Origin of the sequence: Heyndrickxia acidicola (assembly GCF_001636425.1) — a bacterium.
In the GTDB taxonomy this organism is placed as follows: Bacteria; Bacillota; Bacilli; order Bacillales; family Bacillaceae_C; genus Bacillus_AE; species Bacillus_AE acidicola.
Genome location: NZ_KV440953.1, coordinates 1,115,264 through 1,131,382 on the forward strand (window position 1 = coordinate 1,115,264; position 16,119 = coordinate 1,131,382).

The following is a 16,119-nucleotide window of genomic DNA, read 5'->3' on the forward strand; positions in this document are numbered from 1 at the left end:
ACTATTTGCTTAAGAAACTTACATTTTATTTTTTTCATCCTACTGTATGATAGGATCACCTCGGCGCTCATTGGAACTCCATTCATTTTGAATTAAAGAACCTATTGAGATACGCTATAAGTATACCCAAACAGATTTAAGCAATATGCAAACAGCAAAAAAACAATACAATTATATATTTTGGATTCTTAGATATAAATGATGACCATCTTCCTGAGGGTGAGAAGACTTCTGGATTTTAAAATCAGTCGGGTCAACTGTATATCCTTGTTCTTTAACCCAGCCATGAAGCTTTCCGAATGAATCAGCTATCTCATTTTCCGGTCTTAAATGGTGAAAATAGGCGTAGGATGCTGCAGGTATTAAAACGCCTGTCATTCCAGGCGGAACATCGTTGATTTCGAAAACCCGGCATCCGACCAATTGGGTAAACTCTTCACCTTGCACTCGGAGGCATATATCATAAAACTCGTTAGATTCAAGGTTTTCAATTTCCATTACTCTATTCCGTATTTCCTCCCAGGCTTTCGGCATTTCAACGGATAAGCCTCTCCAATCACATACTACCTTCATGCCAACTATACAAAATGGCTCAAGCTTTATTATTTCCACACAGCTTCCCCCCTTTGAATGTATCATGATTCCGATGAAGGCAACCCGCTATTTCCTACTTTACCTTTGATTCTTATAAAATATCCTGCTCTAACATAAGTTAAAGGCAATATCATGATATCTAGGGAGTCCTAATTCACTCAGGACTCCCTTTGTTAATGAATTTTATACATAATTAGATAGTTCTATCAGATTTCCATCAGGGTCTCTAATGTAGATTGAAGAGATACTTCCTAAGGCCCCTGTCCGTTTTACAGGACCTTCAATAATAGGGATACTGCATTCAAGCATATGCCTTATGACATCTTCAATTTCATTCTCCGTAATAAAACAAAGGTCCGCAGAACCTGCTTTCGGCATGGATGCTTTGGGTTCAAACTCGTTTCCTAACTCGTGCAAATTAATTTTTTGTTCACCAAATTTAAGTGCTTTCCTTCCATTACCAAACGTGATCTCTTCCATTCCAAGGACTTGTTTGTAGAAACTGCTGGTTGCCGATAGATTTTTTACAGTCAGTACAAGGTGATCAAGTCGGTTTATGTTCATAATTATTATCCCCTGCCTATATAGGAATCTTTTTTTATATTTATTATAGATAGATTATTGAGAGACGTACAAGTTTTAGTAGTGCATGAACCAAAAATAAACCGCATTTAATTTAAACATTACTTGCGGAAAAATTTCGTCCCTCATAGTTACGATTGGCTGGTTAAATGGTGTTTTATGTTGCTAGCTGCTAAAAAGATTTAATTTACTATTGAAAATTTGGAACATAGTTTTTGTATGACATATTAACAAAAAAACAAGCATGACAATATAAGGAATTAATATAGTTTAATGACTTATTTATAAAAAAGTTTCGTTGAATTGCTTTTTTTGCACAAAATGGATTATAGCTGCAGTCTCTTTATGAAAATTTGTGAATAGCATCTGAGAGGATGTCAGGAAGGCAGGTAAAACCTTTGTACGGTAATCTACCATTTTTGCGTATACAGCCTTAAGAAAAGACACAAAAAAAGACTGCCTTTTTAAAAGGAGCCCCCAAAAATAGTAAAGTTATAGAAAAGCATCATGATTCTGCATGCGAAAGCTTGGAATGAGCTTTTATAGCTGGATATTGATCTTCGGGCATCTCTTCTCTAATTCTAAAAGAAAACGCTCTTGCTCTTTTGGAGAAATTTTTACACTTCCCAAGCCGGCTGTTTTGTAAAATACCTCCAAGCCTTCCCTGGCAGAAAGTAAACGGTAGCCCGCAAAGATCTCTCTTGTAGAATGAACTTTCTCAATATCTTTATACGGTATTCTGCCTTTAAATGGGCCTCCCCTTACAAACAAATACTGTTCACGAAGCTCGTACTTAATAAAAAATGCCGACCAAAGAATAATGCCTGAAGCAAAGAGGAATAAACAAGCCACAATGACGCCGTCGATGAGTGTTTTATATTGATCCATGAAAAAAGGGATAAACAGGGCTGCGCCAAGTAAGCTAACGCTTATTGCCATAATGATAATGAAAAAAGAATCGATTTTCGATCGAAAAACCATCTCACTCCCCCCTTCCCTTAAGTATATACCCGAATTTTCTGAATTCAAATAAGAAATATCAACACTTTACTGAATTAACGCACAAAAGGGGTCAGACCCCTTTTGTGCGTTGCTGTACTAAAGTCAAAACAAAAAGCACCTGCTTATTAAACATTTATCCAGGCAAGTGATTCTCTTCCCAAAAGGCTTCTCTTATATTAATTTGCTGCCGAATCTTACGTGTGATTTCCAAGGATATCTTGCCTTTTTCGTATAATTGCTGAATAGCATCACGTTCAGCCTGAAATGCTTTGAATTGGAGCTCTCTTTCATACATCGCCAATTGATTAAAAGCTTCCGCATTTTTCTTTTGTTTAAATTTTAATATCAGCTTGTTATAATCTCCGATGACCAAATAGGTAATGCTTTTATTTTCTGGAGTGATCCCTTTTTTCAGCTCCCTGATCGCAGCTTCTGCCATTTCCATCTTTATTGGCAGCTGCCGCTTAAATTTATTAGCGAGTTCCTCCTGCTGTATTTTCTTCGTAACAGTTAAATTTCTCAACAAGCGAAATACAGCTCTTTTTATTACAAGCCACAAAATTATTCTTTTATATTTGACACGGTTTGTAACAGCTATTTCCATTCTACGTACATGTTCCTCATATAAATAAGCCGTATCACGGTCTATTTGTCCCTTTTTTAATAAAGAAGAAAGAAAGCTGGACTCTGCTTCTAACGCTTTAAGGCGCAGGTCAATTTCTATCTTTTTTAATTTTTTGGAGTCTTCTTTTGCTTCCTCCATTTTTATTTGATTTAGGTTTTGATGATAGATATCAATAATTGCCAGAGCCGCCTCTTTGTTTTCTTCATTCAATTCTTCCCTGGTTGCCAAAATAGCCGCTTTTTGTGTGTGGATATAAGCTTTCTTCTCCATCTCATCCAATTTGTTAATATCCTTCTCCTCTTCCGCTTTAGCAAGAATTGGCAGAAAAATACTTGCTGCAGAAAGGGAAAGCAATATCACGCCTGCTGCTATGAAAATAATGAGTGGTCTTTCCGGGAAAGGATGCCCGTTTGCAAGTGAAAACGGAATACTAAAGGCTCCTGCCAGTGTAACAGCTCCTCTTACCCCGGAAAAAGCAGTGATACTGATCTGGCGAAAGGACGGTTTCCCAATTTCCTTCAATTTAAATCGCCAGCCTAAATTCCAGAATAAATAAACCCATAGGAAACGAAGCACCAATAAGCTGATGGTGACGAACAAGGTGTATTGTATGGCCACCAAATGATTAAATATGGGGTTTTTTAAAATATCGCTTGCCACACCTGGTATTTGCAGTCCAAGCAATACAAATACCAAACCATTAATGACATATAAAAGGACAGTCCAGGTACTTTGAGAAACCAGCCGCAATTTTATAGATGGAGATTCTTCTCGTTCCCGTTCAATGGAATGAACAATTCCTGCTGCTACAACTGCTAATATTCCCGATAGGTTCAAATGCTCAATAATCAAATAGATGATGGAGGGTGTCAGAATTTGAATAAGCATATGCAGTGTTACATCCTCCATCCCAAGACGCCGGATAAACGTTCTTGAGCGAATGATCATGTATGCTAAAAGCGCACCTCCAAGAAAACCGCCAACGGAAATAGCCAGAAAGCTTAAGCTGGCATGGACAAGTGAGAATGTTCCAGTAACAGTGGCCGCAACAGCAAATTTAAATGCAACCAGTCCGGATGCATCATTCATTAACCCTTCTCCTTCCAATAGATGCATGATGCTTTTAGGGAAAATAACTCTATCAGATATCGCGCTAACTGCAACAGCATCCGTTGGAGAAAGAATTGCTGCCAGAGCAAAGGCTGCAGGAAGCGGAATAGACGGAACCAGCCAATGAATAATGAAACCAACAGCAAATACTGTGACAAAGACAAGTCCAAGGGCCAGAAGCAATATCGGTGCCTTGAGTTTCCATAAAGCCCCCCTTGAGACATTCCTTCCGTCATTAAACAAAAGCGGCGCTATAAATACTACGAAAAACAGCTCAGGCTGCATTGGAATATGTATGCCTATTGGAACCGCCGCCAGCATCACTCCGAGAGCAATTTGTACGATAGGTGCAGGAATATACGGCATAAAATGATTGATTACGTTCGATAATCCAATAAGGGATAAAAGGATAAGCACGGGGATAAATATGTCCATATGTTACGCTCTCTTTCTTTCTATATTATAGACAGGTTGGCATCAGTCTGACTGTCATCCCTCTATTTAGTTTACATACATTCATTACCCTTATTCTTTGAGTAGTATCCTGTATTTTTTATAAAAGTGGTTACATTCCCTTTCAAATTAATAAAACGGCTTGAATAACACGCCACCCTCCAAACAATAATAAAAAATAGGTATGGACAGCCGGCTGGAGGGATTACAAGTGGAATCAAAATCATGGTTATTGAATGAATGGTTACAGGTGCTGAAAAATAAAAAATGGATGGCTGCCATCATTGTCATCCTATTCGTTCCTTCTTTATATAGCGGTACCTACTTATGGGCCAACTGGAATCCTTATGCCCATTTAGAAAGACTTCCGGTAGCGGTTGCTAATGATGATGAATTAGTGTCTCAGCAAGGAAGGACTTACAATCTTGGTAAGGACCTTGTTTCCCAGCTGCACCGAGATAAAAGCTTTCATTGGGTGTTTGTTTCAAAAAAGCAGGCAGACCGCGGCCTTCAAAATAACCGGTATTATTTTGAAATATACATACCAAAAGACTTCTCCAAACGAGCGGCAACTTTCACAAAGGCAATGCCTTCTCCACTCAATCTATATTATAAAGTGAATGTCGGCAGCAATTTTCTCGCCTCTCAAATTGGACGGACAGGTGTGGATAAAATAAGAGAAAAATTATCCGAATCCCTTAGTAAAAACTATGCCAAAATGGTTTTTGCCGGTCTTTTTTCTGTCAGCAAAGTGCTGCAGGACGCAAGCAAAGGATCGGGAAAGCTGTCTACGAACCTGAGAAAAGTCACTGACGGAACAAACAAAATAATAAACGGGATGAATCAAGGAAAACAACCGATTGCTTCCTTTTCAGGGGGGGCACAGCAGCTAAGCAATGCAGCTGATCAGCTCTCTGCTGGAGCAAACAAAATAAACAGCGGATTCGAAAAAGTTAACTCAGGCATGGGCAGCTTGGAAACTGGTCTACACACTTTATACAACAGCTCTAACCAGTTAACCAATACTGTCACACCGATTTCAGGGAAGGCAGGTCAATACCAGCAGCTATTTTCTGATTTCCAAAAAAATCATCCTGAAATAAACACCCAAGAGCTTCAGCCTCTTCAAAATGCAGGAAAGGATTTAACCGAAAAATCAGCCTTTTTTATTTATAATCTTCAAAAGTTTAATGATGGACTCGGGAAAGCTGCCGACAGTTCAACCGCCCTTCACACTGGGACCAGTCAACTCGCTAGAAACGTAACCAAGCTTTCCGCTGGTGCAGGGAAGATCGCGGACTCCGAAAAAAAGCTATCGACTGGAGCCTCTAGTCTAGAGAACGGCTGGAATTCAGCCATTCAAAACCTGACCAGCTTAAAAAAGAACCTAGAGCAAATAACGGCTGGCAGCAATCAGCTCACAAGCCAGTTAGCAGACGGAGCAAAGAAGATCGGGTCGATCCATGCTGGTGAACAGCTTTATTCCATGATGGCAAATCCTGTTCATTTAAAAGAAGAGCTTGTCCACAACGTTCCTAACTATGGTACAGGACTAGCTCCTTACTTTATATCTTTAAGCCTGTTTGTAGGGGCATTACTGATCTCTACGGTTTTTCCCATCCGCGAAACCAGTTTGCCTCCCCAATCAGCCTGGTTGTGGTTTTTATCCAAATTCATCATTTTAGCTTTCGTTTCATTAGGACACTGCATCATTACTAACCTTATTTTGATCTATGCAGTCGGACTTAAACCCGTTGATACAGGCTGGCTCTTTGTATTCACATTTATTGCAAGTATTACGTTTATGTCGATTATACAATTTCTTGCAACTGCCGCCGACCATGCAGGAAGATTTCTAGCCGTCATTCTCCTAGTGCTTCAGCTCACCTCAAGCTCAGGAACGTTTCCCATGGAATTAACCCCATGGTTTTTACAAAAGCTTCACGGGGTATTGCCCATGACTTTTACGGTACAGGGCTTCAGGGCAGCCATTTCAACAGGGGACCATACGCTTCTTTTCCATGACGTCCTCATACTGGTGCCTTACTTTTTGATTTCGGTTCTGCTAACACTTGCTGTAATGAAAATCATGCTGCATCGCTGGGAAAATGTCGTCCACTCATAAAGAGTAAAAGACCTCTTCCGAATAAAGGGGTGGAAACTTATGGAAAGAAAAAGGTGGAGTATTTTCCTTGTTAGGTGGAATGAAGGACGTTTGCCAAGTTAAATTCACCAGTTTTGTCCTTCATAACACCGATGAAGGACGTTTGACAACGATAATTCAACTCTTTTGTCCTTCATACCCCCAATGAAGGACTTATGCCAAATAAAATTCACCAGTTTTGTCCTTCATACCCCCGATGAAGGACTTTTGACAACGATAATTCAACTGTTTTGTCCTTCATAACACCGATGAAGGATGTTTGACAACGAAAATTCAGCTGTTTTGTCCTTCATACCCCCAATGAAGGACTTATGCCAAATAAAATTCACCAGTTTTGTCCTTCATAGCACCGATGAAGGACTTTTGACAATTAAAATTCACCAGTTTTGTCCTTCATAGCACCGATGAAGGACAATATTCAAGGCAGGCATCCCACTTCTCAGCCCATCTATTACTGAGGATTTCCCATATTCTCAGAGGAAATAAACAAACACCTTGAATTCTAGTTCCGAAAATCCTGGGTATTGCAGCTCTATTTTGACAAAAAATTCTGCTTTTTACATGAACATTCGACGAAATCTGGTTAAATATTCTTACTTCACGTTAAAATCGACAGATTGAGCACATAAAAAGTCTAATCCTGCGCTTTCCCGAGAAATAATGAGAGAAATTATTTCCGGTTATCCGCAAAGATGGCCATCGCTTCCGCCATGAATGCTGCCAGTCCTTCGCCAAATTGATCGATGTTTTGCTCAAATCGGCTATTCTGCACATAAAGCTGGCCCAAGCCCTTAAAAGCCTCATACGAATAATGGCCAAAGTGCTTATTTAAAAAGCCATACCATTTTCCTATTGCACCCTGGGCTTCATTGGTGGCAGGTGATTTCTTCCGAAGTCCTGCTAACTCGCGGTAAATTTGATTCATGTCATTAGACAATTCTTTTTTTTCTTCATTAGAAAATGGTCCCACATCATCCACTGCTTGATCTCCCCAGCGCTCCCTTGCTTCCTGCTCATAAGGATTCGTATCAAATGAAAAGCCCTCGAATTTTTCCTTATTGCTCATGTGAATTTCTCCTTTCATATTCAGTATTGTTTTTTCAATCGTTGTAATCATCCTGTCAAGCCGGTCCCTTTTCTCCAACAGCATGCCATGCTGAATCTCCAAAGCTTTTTGCCTATCAAAGGAAGGGCGATTGATTATCTCCTTGATCTTTTTTAAAGGAAAGCCAAGCTCTCTAAAAAATAAGATTTGCTGCAGTGTCTCCAGGTTTCTTTCTGAATAGAGACGATATCCTGCTTCTGTTATCTTATCGGGCACTAACAGACCGATTTCATCATAATGATGGAGTGCTCGCACACTAATCCCCACTAAATCTGCTACTTCTTTAATTTTCATTTTGTTATCACCCCCCCTTTATTGACAGGATAAAGTATCACGCAGCGTAAGGGTCAACTGTTTTTTTTAAAAAGGCTACTTTCTTCGCTAGAATTGAGGTTCTTAGTCCGTGAATCATCTAGTCAAATGACGAGGATATCACTAAATTTATTTTCTGTTTTTCAAAACAAGATATTGGAATGGAGCTACTTCCTTCAGAATGAACCCCTTCTCAAAGGAAAAACACCCTGGACTGCCTAGCAGGGTGCCTTGTTTGCCGATCTCTTACCTTGTATTCTTTCTATTAAAGATTAGGAACATTATTCATCAAAAACAAATTTCATTTAGCTTTTAAAAAAAGCTCTCACTTCATTCATAAATTCCTCGGGCTTTTCGACAAGTGCCCAGTGACCGCAATTTTTAATGACCTTTAATCCCGCTTCAGGCAAATAGACAAAAAATAATTCCTGGAGCTTCTCGGGTGTTATGAGATCGTGGTCCCCTTGTACGACCATAATGGGGATTTCTTTCAAGATTGGAATAAACGGACGCAAATCGTAGTGTTTTTTTATGTCTTCATTCAGCACTTCATTGGTGTGCGGGCTGGCTATTGTAGGCGTTTTTCTTTTTAATGTTTCCTCTGAAAAAACATAGTAAGGGTCCAGAATCTTAAACAACTCCTCTATTTCAGCTGAACCATCTGCCAGCTTGGGCAATAATTCTTCCATCATTTTTTGATCAACACTGGATAATCTTTGCGTCAGCTCTTTCTCAAAACTTTCAAATCCTTCATACGTGAGCCCGATGGCTGCTGTAAGAAGAAGCTTATTTACATGTTTTGGATAAGCCGCTGTGTATAAAAGTGCCAGCATGGAACCCCACGATTCCCCTATCAGGTTTAATTTCTGGATCCCCCACTGTTGTCTCAAATCCTCTAATTTTTCGACCTCTGATCTCATCGTCAACGATGAATGATCCTGCAGAGGTGCTGACTGCCCACAACCGGTTTGGTCATAAAAAATCAGCTGGAAGTCATTCTTTAATGGTTCCATATGAGGTAAAAAAAAGCGGTGCTCGCCTCCTGGTCCTCCGTGTAAAAAAACAAGCGGCTCTCCTTCTCCCAGCTTATACACATGTATCGATGATGTTTTTTCTTGTGTCATAAATATCCCCTCCCTTAAAAAAACTGACTGTTTAGTCATTTAAAATATATCATGAAAATTCAAACGTTTTCAATCTATTTATTCAGACACCCTTCATGACTTTTTTCGTCCTGCCTATCCCGTGTTATTAAGCACTCAGTCTATAAGTTCCTTGGTGCTGCAGAGTAATTGCGGTCACTTTTAACACGCTCAAACTAAAGGCCCTTTCATAGCTTTGAGATTACTAATTCATTAGTAAAGCTACTGACAGTCTTCCAATCAGTGGCTTCGAAATTGATATACAGTTCATCTTATTAACTGGAAATCTCTTAACGGACGGCCAACGCTCTTTTTCCCATTTCTGTATAGATCTGATTAAAACGGGCTTTTGAAATCGGATAGTTGTTCCTTCCATTTAAAGGATCATTAATATAAAAATAGCTTGGGCTGGCACCTGTGACTACGATACAATGCAATGGCTGCGGCCACCAAAACTTTTGGCCATTCTGGTATTTATAATGATTGAGATTGTATACATCCACATAGCCAATCGTGAACCAAACCAGCACTGGATTTCCCGCTCTCACTTCCTGTTCAATCTCTGATATGCTGCTGCCGGTCATATCTCCACTTTTAGGACGGTAGGCCTTCGCGAGGGATTGTAATTTTACAGGATTAATCGTATATCCGGTCCCATTATACGGACTCCCAACATATCCTTTATTAGGATCCAATGTCTTTGTATAAGGCATTTTACGGGCGAGTGTCAATTTATCGATGTGAATTCCTTTATATTGAAGTGCCATCGTTAAGCTTGTGACTTCACATCCTGCAGGAAGCTCTGGATTCTGGCGGACAACCGGGACATTTAAAATGACAGTGGAGGATTCGCTTACTGCAGTCAAATAGCGGCTGCTCACATAAGCAGTTTTTCCATTATAAATAAATGCACACCAGCCATTGGAAGGTTTATTGTTTGTTTTAATGACTGTTCCTTTTTTAAGAATCCCTATTACATTATTGGATACACCTGGACCCGTCCGCACGTTCAAATCATCGGTTGTCATATATTGATAGATTACAGGCTGCAGAGCACTCGTTTTCACATCCGCTGCAGCGACATAGCCTGTTTTCCCCTGATAATTCACGATATACCAGGCGCTGGAATATGTAGAGATAACAGTAAGCTCAGTCCCTTCTTTTACAGTACTGAGGATACTATCAGAAAGTGCTGGACCAGAACGAATATTCACACCGTCCGAAGCTGCGAAAAGAGCCGTCGAAGCGCTTGCCTTTAAACTTGTGAGTCTGGCTAATTGGGGTGAATTGCCGACCGAAGCTAAAACCCCCAGAACCAATAGTACTTTCATAAATAATTTACTCAAGCTGCTTTTGTACATTTTTTCTCTCCTTTTTCTTTACTATTTGTCTAAACTCCAAAGCCGCTCAAAATGGAAAGAAAAAAATGATAGAAACTGACTATGTAGTTTTCTAGACTTGCTAACGCATCCCAAAAGATTCCTAAATTAATAATTTATACTATTTTACCAAATTATCTAGTAAATAGGTAATAATTTACCTGATTTAGAGTTAAATTCTATTATTTATTTTTAAAAGCACTGCTATTCTTGTATTTCCTTTGATGGATCTATCCTAGCTCGCTTATCCGCTACAATACAATCAACATAAGATAACTTTGAACTGTAACTTTCTAAGAAAAACGCGAGCTTCTTACTCACCTGCTTAAAAATTTCGTAGTTTTCAACTGATATGAACGAACAAATGCGAGGTCGTTCACAAACTGATGTTAATTTATAGAGGGAGTAACATAGAAAACCGCTGGCTTAACTAAATAGAAACTACATTGGTTAAATACTTTATTTTAAAAATTTGATACCTTATTAACCAATAAAAAAAGAGACTTCAGCAGAGTCTCTTTTTTCACTCATGTTATTAATCACCGCACTTGTACCCTTTCGCCGCCTTCTGACAAAATTGAGGCTAGATGTTTGGCCACAACTGCACCCTGGCCAACAGACAAAGCAATGCTCGAAAACAGCGGAATGGTACAAAGATCCCCAATTGCGAATAATGCTGGATCACTTGTTCTTCCTAACAGGTCCGTTTCAAGCAATCCATCTTTGTTCATTCGTGCTATTCCCTCTGCCAGCTCACTATTTGGTTTCACACCAATTCTCACAAAAACAGCAGCTACTTCTAATTTCATGATTTCCCCGCTCTTTTTCTTGAGCTCAATGGCGCTTACCGCCTTTTCTCCAAGAATGGCAGAGACGGCTGTTTCAGTCAAAATGGTAATGTTCTCTTTCTGCAGTGCTTCATTCAAATATTGGCTCCGCGCTTTGAATTCTTTTGACCGGTGAACGATAAATACATTTGCTCCTGCATCTGCAAGAAGGATTGCTCCTTCAAACGCACGGTCACCCCCACCCACAATCGCTACCGCCTTATCTTTAAATAGGTGAGCATCTGCAGACGCTGAATAGTTTTCTCCTCTTGCCAGCATTTCTTTTTCTCCTGGAACATTCAGCCTTCTTTGGCCTGCACCTGTTGCCAAAATAAGATAATGGTAATGGAGTTTTTCTTTTTTGTTTCCCTCATGAAGAACAAGCGTGTGAGATGTGTTGTTTATAGAAGAAATCCAAGTATTAAGCTGTACGGAGCAGCCCGCTTCATGAAAATGAGTTAGCAGCATTCTTTGTAACTCTCGTCCATTCGCCGCTTGTACACCCGGATAATCAATAATTTCATTGTGAATATTTAAAAGCTGTCCCCCAAGCTCTCCCTTTTTTTCAATAAGGAGATGCTGTATTCCAAGCCTCTGGCACCAGATTGCTGCTGATATTCCGGCTGGCCCGCCGCCAATAATCACAACATCAATGTGTCGCATGGCTGCTGCACTCCTTTTTCCAATTCTCCTGCTTTACAAACTTCTCAAACTCAAGCCAATTCCTTACTCTAGATACGTCCACTTCCCGATTATAGGGATAGTCCATTGCCACTGCTGTTCTTCCAGTGGAGGCGAAAGCCTTCAAGTTATGGGGAGCATCGTCGAACAGCAAATCACCGACAATCATATTTTTCCGGTGGGAGAAAATCAAATTTTCCTTTCCGATAAAGGGAAGATTCTCCTCTACCCATTGCTCCTTCTCCGAATAGGCACTTGACAAGCTGCTCGTAACAATTAATAGATCGTAATCCCTTTTCAATCTTTCTAAAACTTCAATTGCATTTGGTAAAGCCTTAAGCTTCAGGAAGAGTCCCGGCTCCTTTAAATAATCATATATTTTTATCCCGCATTCAGGTTTTACATATTTTTCTGAGCTCCAGCATTTTAGTTTTCCAACGGTCAGCGTATCTTGATAGTCTCTGTTATAGCGTTCATGCCAAACCGACATTAGGTCACAAATGACTGAGTCCATATCGATAAGCAGTGTCGTCATCGTACTCCTCCAATTGGTTAATGGAATGAAAAAGACGTAAACCAATCGTTTTACGTCTTTTTATAATTTAGCAGTCCTTAATTGTTAGGCCGTTGAAGAAGTGAAAGAAATTCTGCACGTAAATCTGAACGCTCCGCAAAGCTTCCTCGAACAGAAGTTGTGGATGTAGATGCATGCGTTTTTCGGATTCCTCTTCCGCACATGCACATATGCTTGGCTTCTATTACGACCATTGTTCCCTGTGGGGCAAGAATTTCTTCAATTGCCCCGGCGATTTGAGCAGTCAGACGCTCCTGAACCTGGAATCTTTTTGCATAGCCTTCTACCATTCTGGCAATTTTCGATAATCCCGTAATTTTTTCATTCGGAATATAGCCTACATGCGCGACTCCGAAAAATGGTGCAAAATGATGTTCACACATGGAATGAAACTCAATATCTCTTACAAGAACAAGCTCTTGATGGTCGACATCAAAGGTTTTCATCAGATGAAGCTTAGGATCCTCACGATACCCTTCTGTATATTCCAAAAATGCTTTGAGAACCCTGTAAGGTGTTTCTTCCAGTCCGTCACGATTCGGATCGTCTCCGCACAATTCAATGAGGTTTTTGACCCCGTCCATAAAGCTTTGGGATTGTAATATTTTCTTATTGATCTCTTCCTGCTGTTCACCTAAATTATCGGGGAAGTTTTGGGAAATTAATTTATGTTCTCTTTCATCAGCTGTAAACATTATAAAGACAACTCCTTTATGATCAGGATAAGTGAATGTTATCCCTATCCATGTATGTTATTATTCGTGTTTAACAATGGCAATAGACCCAGTTTAACTGGTGTTTTCTCAGAATACAAGAGAATAGAACTCTTTGCATTTGTCAATTTTAGGAATCATCATCATTTACTTACTCGATTACTGGTTTAAATACTTTTCCATATCATTTTTGGAAAGAGGCTTGCTGAACAAATAACCCTGCATATGCCAGCATTCATTCTTAAGAAGATACTCTTTTTGGTATTCTTCCTCTACTCCTTCAGCAACCACCTGAAGCTTTAGGCTCCTTGCCATATTAATGATGGCGTCGGTTATTTCAGAGTTGCTGCCGTCCGTTTGAAGATCCTGAATAAAGCTTCGGTCAATCTTTAGACAATTAATAGGTAATGTCTTAAGGTAATTTAATGAGGAATAGCCTGTTCCAAAATCATCAATCGAAATCGAAATACCATATTCTTTAAGATGCTTTAACGCCATAATGGTTTCTTCAGATTGGATAAAAAGTGTTGATTCAGTTATTTCTACTTCAAAGTACTCGGGTGTGAGCCAGCATTCCGTCAGGATTTCCTTTACTTTGCTAACCAGCAGTTCGGAATCCTGAAATTGCCTTGCTGAGAAATTTACCGCCAAGCATAATGGGTCTTCTCTTTTTTCATTCCACTTTCTTATTTGGGTGCAGGCTTCCCTCATGGTGCATTCCCATAGAGGATGAATCAATCCGGTTTCTTCCGCAACGGGAATAAATTGATCTGGGGGAACAAAACCGAGCTCCTGATCATTCCATCTAAGAAGTGCCTCCACACCTGTTATTTTATTGGTAATGGCATTCATTTTAGGCTGGTAATAAACAGCAATTTCCTTTTTCTGTATCGCTTTTCTAAGCCGTGCTTCAATCCGGAGCCTGTCACTTTTATCCTTATTTATCAATTCATCAAAGACAACAACTCGGTTTCCGCCCTGCTTCTTCGCTTCATACATGGCAACATCCGAATTAATCATGAGTGTGTCAATATTCTCAGTGTGTTTTGGGTAAAGACTCAATCCGCAGCTGGCACTCACATACACCTCGTTGCCCTCCACCAGAAGAGGCTGCCGAACAGAAACGACGATAGAATTAGCAATGTCCATAATTTCCTTTAACTCAAGCTCACAGAACAGAATGACAAACTCATCACCGCCCTGTCTGGTCAGAAAACTGTTTTCAACCGGCAGACAGTCGCAAATACGTTTAGAAATCAGTTGAATCAACAGATCCCCGCGTGCATGACCGAGTGTATCATTCACATCTTTAAAGCGGTCAATATCCACGAATAGCAATGCAACCGTTCCGCCTGTCTTTTTGGCTTTTTCTGCACGCGTAGAAAGCTGCTCTTGAAAATACCTTCTATTCGGAAGCCCAGTTAGCGGGTCGTGGTAAGCCTGAAACTCTATGGTTTCCTGGCTTTTCTTTAAATCGTCTACATAACTTTTCAAAAAATTGGATAATGCGTTTACATTTTGCGTCAGATTCCCCAATTCATCCCTGCGTTTTAATACAAGCTTCTTGCCGAAATTACCTTCCGCAATTTCTTTAACCTGTTCTACGATGTAGCCGATGGGCTTTGTAATGGAGCGGGAGAAAATGAAGCTTGTTAACAGCACAATTAAAATAAAAGGAATTGAGAGCAGTAAATGCTTTATTAATTCTTCATGAAGCTCTTTTTGAATAATGCTGTAGTCGTAGCTGACCCCAATTACATATGGTTCAGAAGTTCTCACACCAACTGGAACAAAGGTCTTTTGAACTGTTTTTCCATTAAGGTTTGCGATATAACTTTGCTTTTTGTTTGACTGAATAGCCTTATGAATCTCTGCGCTGTCGTTTTTTGTGTTTCGATATTTGTAAGTACCGTACCATATAGGATTATCCACAATTTTAGTGTAGGTATTTCCATTTAAATAAACACTTGTTTTTTTATCACCAAACTTTTTGGGATTAAATACAGTAATTTCAAGAATGCCATCTGCTTTTTTTGTAAAACTGTTCATTACGTCATCTGGACCAAAACGCGATTCATAACCTAATATTTGTTTGTCCCTTAAATACGGATCGATAATATAATTTGTTTTCCCATCATAATAATATCCCCATTTATCAATGTGCTGAGGATTACTAGAGGCTTTTTCAATTGGTCCAGTCCAGTAATAAGGTAAAGTCTTTCCTTGTTTAACAGTTACAGGTTTTAATGAAAGCAGTTGTTGAAAGGCTTGATACCAAAAAGTCCAATTCCGTGTTGAAAGATTAATTTCCTTCGGATCAGAGGATCTTACTCCTACTATATCGTCCTTCGTTTTTGCTAATAAAGTAATATGTGAAATATTTAGCCTTTGAGCCAATTTTGTCAGTTGTTCATTATTAACACTCTGATACTGAGATGGAAGAGATTGCTCTATGGCTATAGCAGCCATCCTTAAATCTTTGCCAATAATATTTTCCACATACGAGGATCCCTTTTTTGAATTTTCAACCTGGTATGAAACCTCCTGGGTGACTAAGGCAATTTCTTTCTCATTGTAATCAACTAGCTTGTTCTTCAAAAGGATATAATTTAACGTATCATTTGCAACTAAAATACCCAGAACTAACATTGTAAAAATTAAGGGAAGTCTCTTCTTGATTGACACTAAGGTAATCCTCCTGGCTGCAATTAACTTCTTTTACAATATCAGGATAGTTTCCGACATAACTTACAACCTTATCGAACTATCCTACTAGAAAAATATTCCTTTAATATAGTGCTTTTTATCTACATAACTTATATTTTTGAATACAGATGTAGTATAGAGCATTATTAT

The 16,119-nt window shown here is 39.4% G+C and carries 12 protein-coding genes; 1 reads left to right on the top strand and 11 read right to left on the bottom strand.

Going from position 1 to position 16,119, the window contains the following annotated elements; genetic code table 11:
• Positions 1-171 precede the first annotated feature (171 nt).
• From A5N88_RS05250 to A5N88_RS05265, 4 genes are all read right to left on the bottom strand, one after another.
• Entirely contained in the window at positions 172-612 is a 441-nt protein-coding gene (locus A5N88_RS05250) for a GyrI-like domain-containing protein (RefSeq protein WP_066263893.1), read from the bottom strand.
• A gap of 165 nt (positions 613-777) precedes the next feature.
• Positions 778-1,158 (bottom strand): VOC family protein, encoded by a 381-nt coding sequence (locus A5N88_RS05255; protein WP_066263900.1) that lies wholly within the window; start codon positions 1,156-1,158, stop codon positions 778-780.
• 558 nt (positions 1,159-1,716) lie between these two features.
• Entirely contained in the window at positions 1,717-2,157 is a 441-nt protein-coding gene (locus A5N88_RS05260) for a PH domain-containing protein (RefSeq protein WP_066263902.1), read from the bottom strand.
• A 154-nt stretch (positions 2,158-2,311) separates the two neighbouring features.
• The gene (locus A5N88_RS05265) at positions 2,312-4,348 is read right to left on the bottom strand and encodes a Na+/H+ antiporter (protein WP_066263904.1); all 2,037 of its coding nucleotides are present in this window, start codon (positions 4,346-4,348) and stop codon (positions 2,312-2,314) included.
• A gap of 229 nt (positions 4,349-4,577) precedes the next feature.
• Between A5N88_RS05265 and A5N88_RS05270 the strand changes: the two genes are divergently transcribed.
• Entirely contained in the window at positions 4,578-6,491 is a 1,914-nt protein-coding gene (locus A5N88_RS05270) for a YhgE/Pip domain-containing protein (RefSeq protein WP_066263907.1), read from the top strand.
• Positions 6,492-7,200: 709 nt separating this feature from the next.
• Here the strand turns inward: A5N88_RS05270 and A5N88_RS05275 are convergent.
• The 7 genes from A5N88_RS05275 to A5N88_RS05305 all read right to left on the bottom strand — a co-directional run bounded on the left by A5N88_RS05275 (position 7,201) and on the right by A5N88_RS05305 (position 15,948).
• Complete coding sequence (locus tag A5N88_RS05275; RefSeq protein WP_066263909.1) at positions 7,201-7,929, bottom strand: MerR family transcriptional regulator; 729 nt, start codon at positions 7,927-7,929, stop codon at positions 7,201-7,203.
• 323 nt (positions 7,930-8,252) lie between these two features.
• The gene (locus A5N88_RS05280) at positions 8,253-9,071 is read right to left on the bottom strand and encodes an alpha/beta fold hydrolase (RefSeq protein ID WP_066263912.1); all 819 of its coding nucleotides are present in this window, start codon (positions 9,069-9,071) and stop codon (positions 8,253-8,255) included.
• A gap of 308 nt (positions 9,072-9,379) precedes the next feature.
• Positions 9,380-10,450, bottom strand: a complete 1,071-nt coding sequence (locus A5N88_RS24125) for a C39 family peptidase (RefSeq protein ID WP_083953040.1) — start codon at positions 10,448-10,450, stop codon at positions 9,380-9,382.
• Between the two features lie 557 nt (positions 10,451-11,007).
• Entirely contained in the window at positions 11,008-11,958 is a 951-nt protein-coding gene (locus A5N88_RS05290) for an NAD(P)/FAD-dependent oxidoreductase (protein WP_066263915.1), read from the bottom strand.
• Positions 11,945-12,511, bottom strand: a complete 567-nt coding sequence (locus A5N88_RS05295) for a 5' nucleotidase, NT5C type (RefSeq protein WP_066263917.1) — start codon at positions 12,509-12,511, stop codon at positions 11,945-11,947. Before A5N88_RS05295 ends, A5N88_RS05290 begins: the two co-directional genes overlap by 14 nt.
• Positions 12,512-12,588: 77 nt before the next feature.
• Positions 12,589-13,245, bottom strand: a complete 657-nt coding sequence (gene folE, locus A5N88_RS05300) for a GTP cyclohydrolase I FolE (protein ID WP_066263920.1) — start codon at positions 13,243-13,245, stop codon at positions 12,589-12,591.
• Positions 13,246-13,422: 177 nt separating this feature from the next.
• On the bottom strand, positions 13,423-15,948 hold the full coding sequence (locus A5N88_RS05305; protein ID WP_066263922.1) for a putative bifunctional diguanylate cyclase/phosphodiesterase: 2,526 nt from the start codon (positions 15,946-15,948) through the stop codon (positions 13,423-13,425).
• Positions 15,949-16,119: the final 171 nt, after the last annotated feature.

What these genes read in the sequence shown, in the direction of transcription:
- A5N88_RS05280 (WP_066263912.1), bottom strand. Translation starts at nt 9,071, where the DNA reads ATGACACAAGAAAAAACATCATCGATACATGTGTATAAGCTGGGAGAA.
- folE (WP_066263920.1), bottom strand. Translation starts at nt 13,245, where the DNA reads ATGTTTACAGCTGATGAAAGAGAACATAAATTAATTTCCCAAAACTTC.
- A5N88_RS05255 (WP_066263900.1), bottom strand. Translation starts at nt 1,158, where the DNA reads ATGAACATAAACCGACTTGATCACCTTGTACTGACTGTAAAAAATCTA.
- A5N88_RS05260 (WP_066263902.1), bottom strand. Translation starts at nt 2,157, where the DNA reads ATGGTTTTTCGATCGAAAATCGATTCTTTTTTCATTATCATTATGGCA.
- A5N88_RS05275 (WP_066263909.1), bottom strand. Translation starts at nt 7,929, where the DNA reads ATGAAAATTAAAGAAGTAGCAGATTTAGTGGGGATTAGTGTGCGAGCA.
- A5N88_RS05295 (WP_066263917.1), bottom strand. Translation starts at nt 12,511, where the DNA reads ATGACGACACTGCTTATCGATATGGACTCAGTCATTTGTGACCTAATG.
- A5N88_RS24125 (WP_083953040.1), bottom strand. Translation starts at nt 10,450, where the DNA reads ATGTACAAAAGCAGCTTGAGTAAATTATTTATGAAAGTACTATTGGTT.
- A5N88_RS05265 (WP_066263904.1), bottom strand. Translation starts at nt 4,348, where the DNA reads ATGGACATATTTATCCCCGTGCTTATCCTTTTATCCCTTATTGGATTA.
- A5N88_RS05290 (WP_066263915.1), bottom strand. Translation starts at nt 11,958, where the DNA reads ATGCGACACATTGATGTTGTGATTATTGGCGGCGGGCCAGCCGGAATA.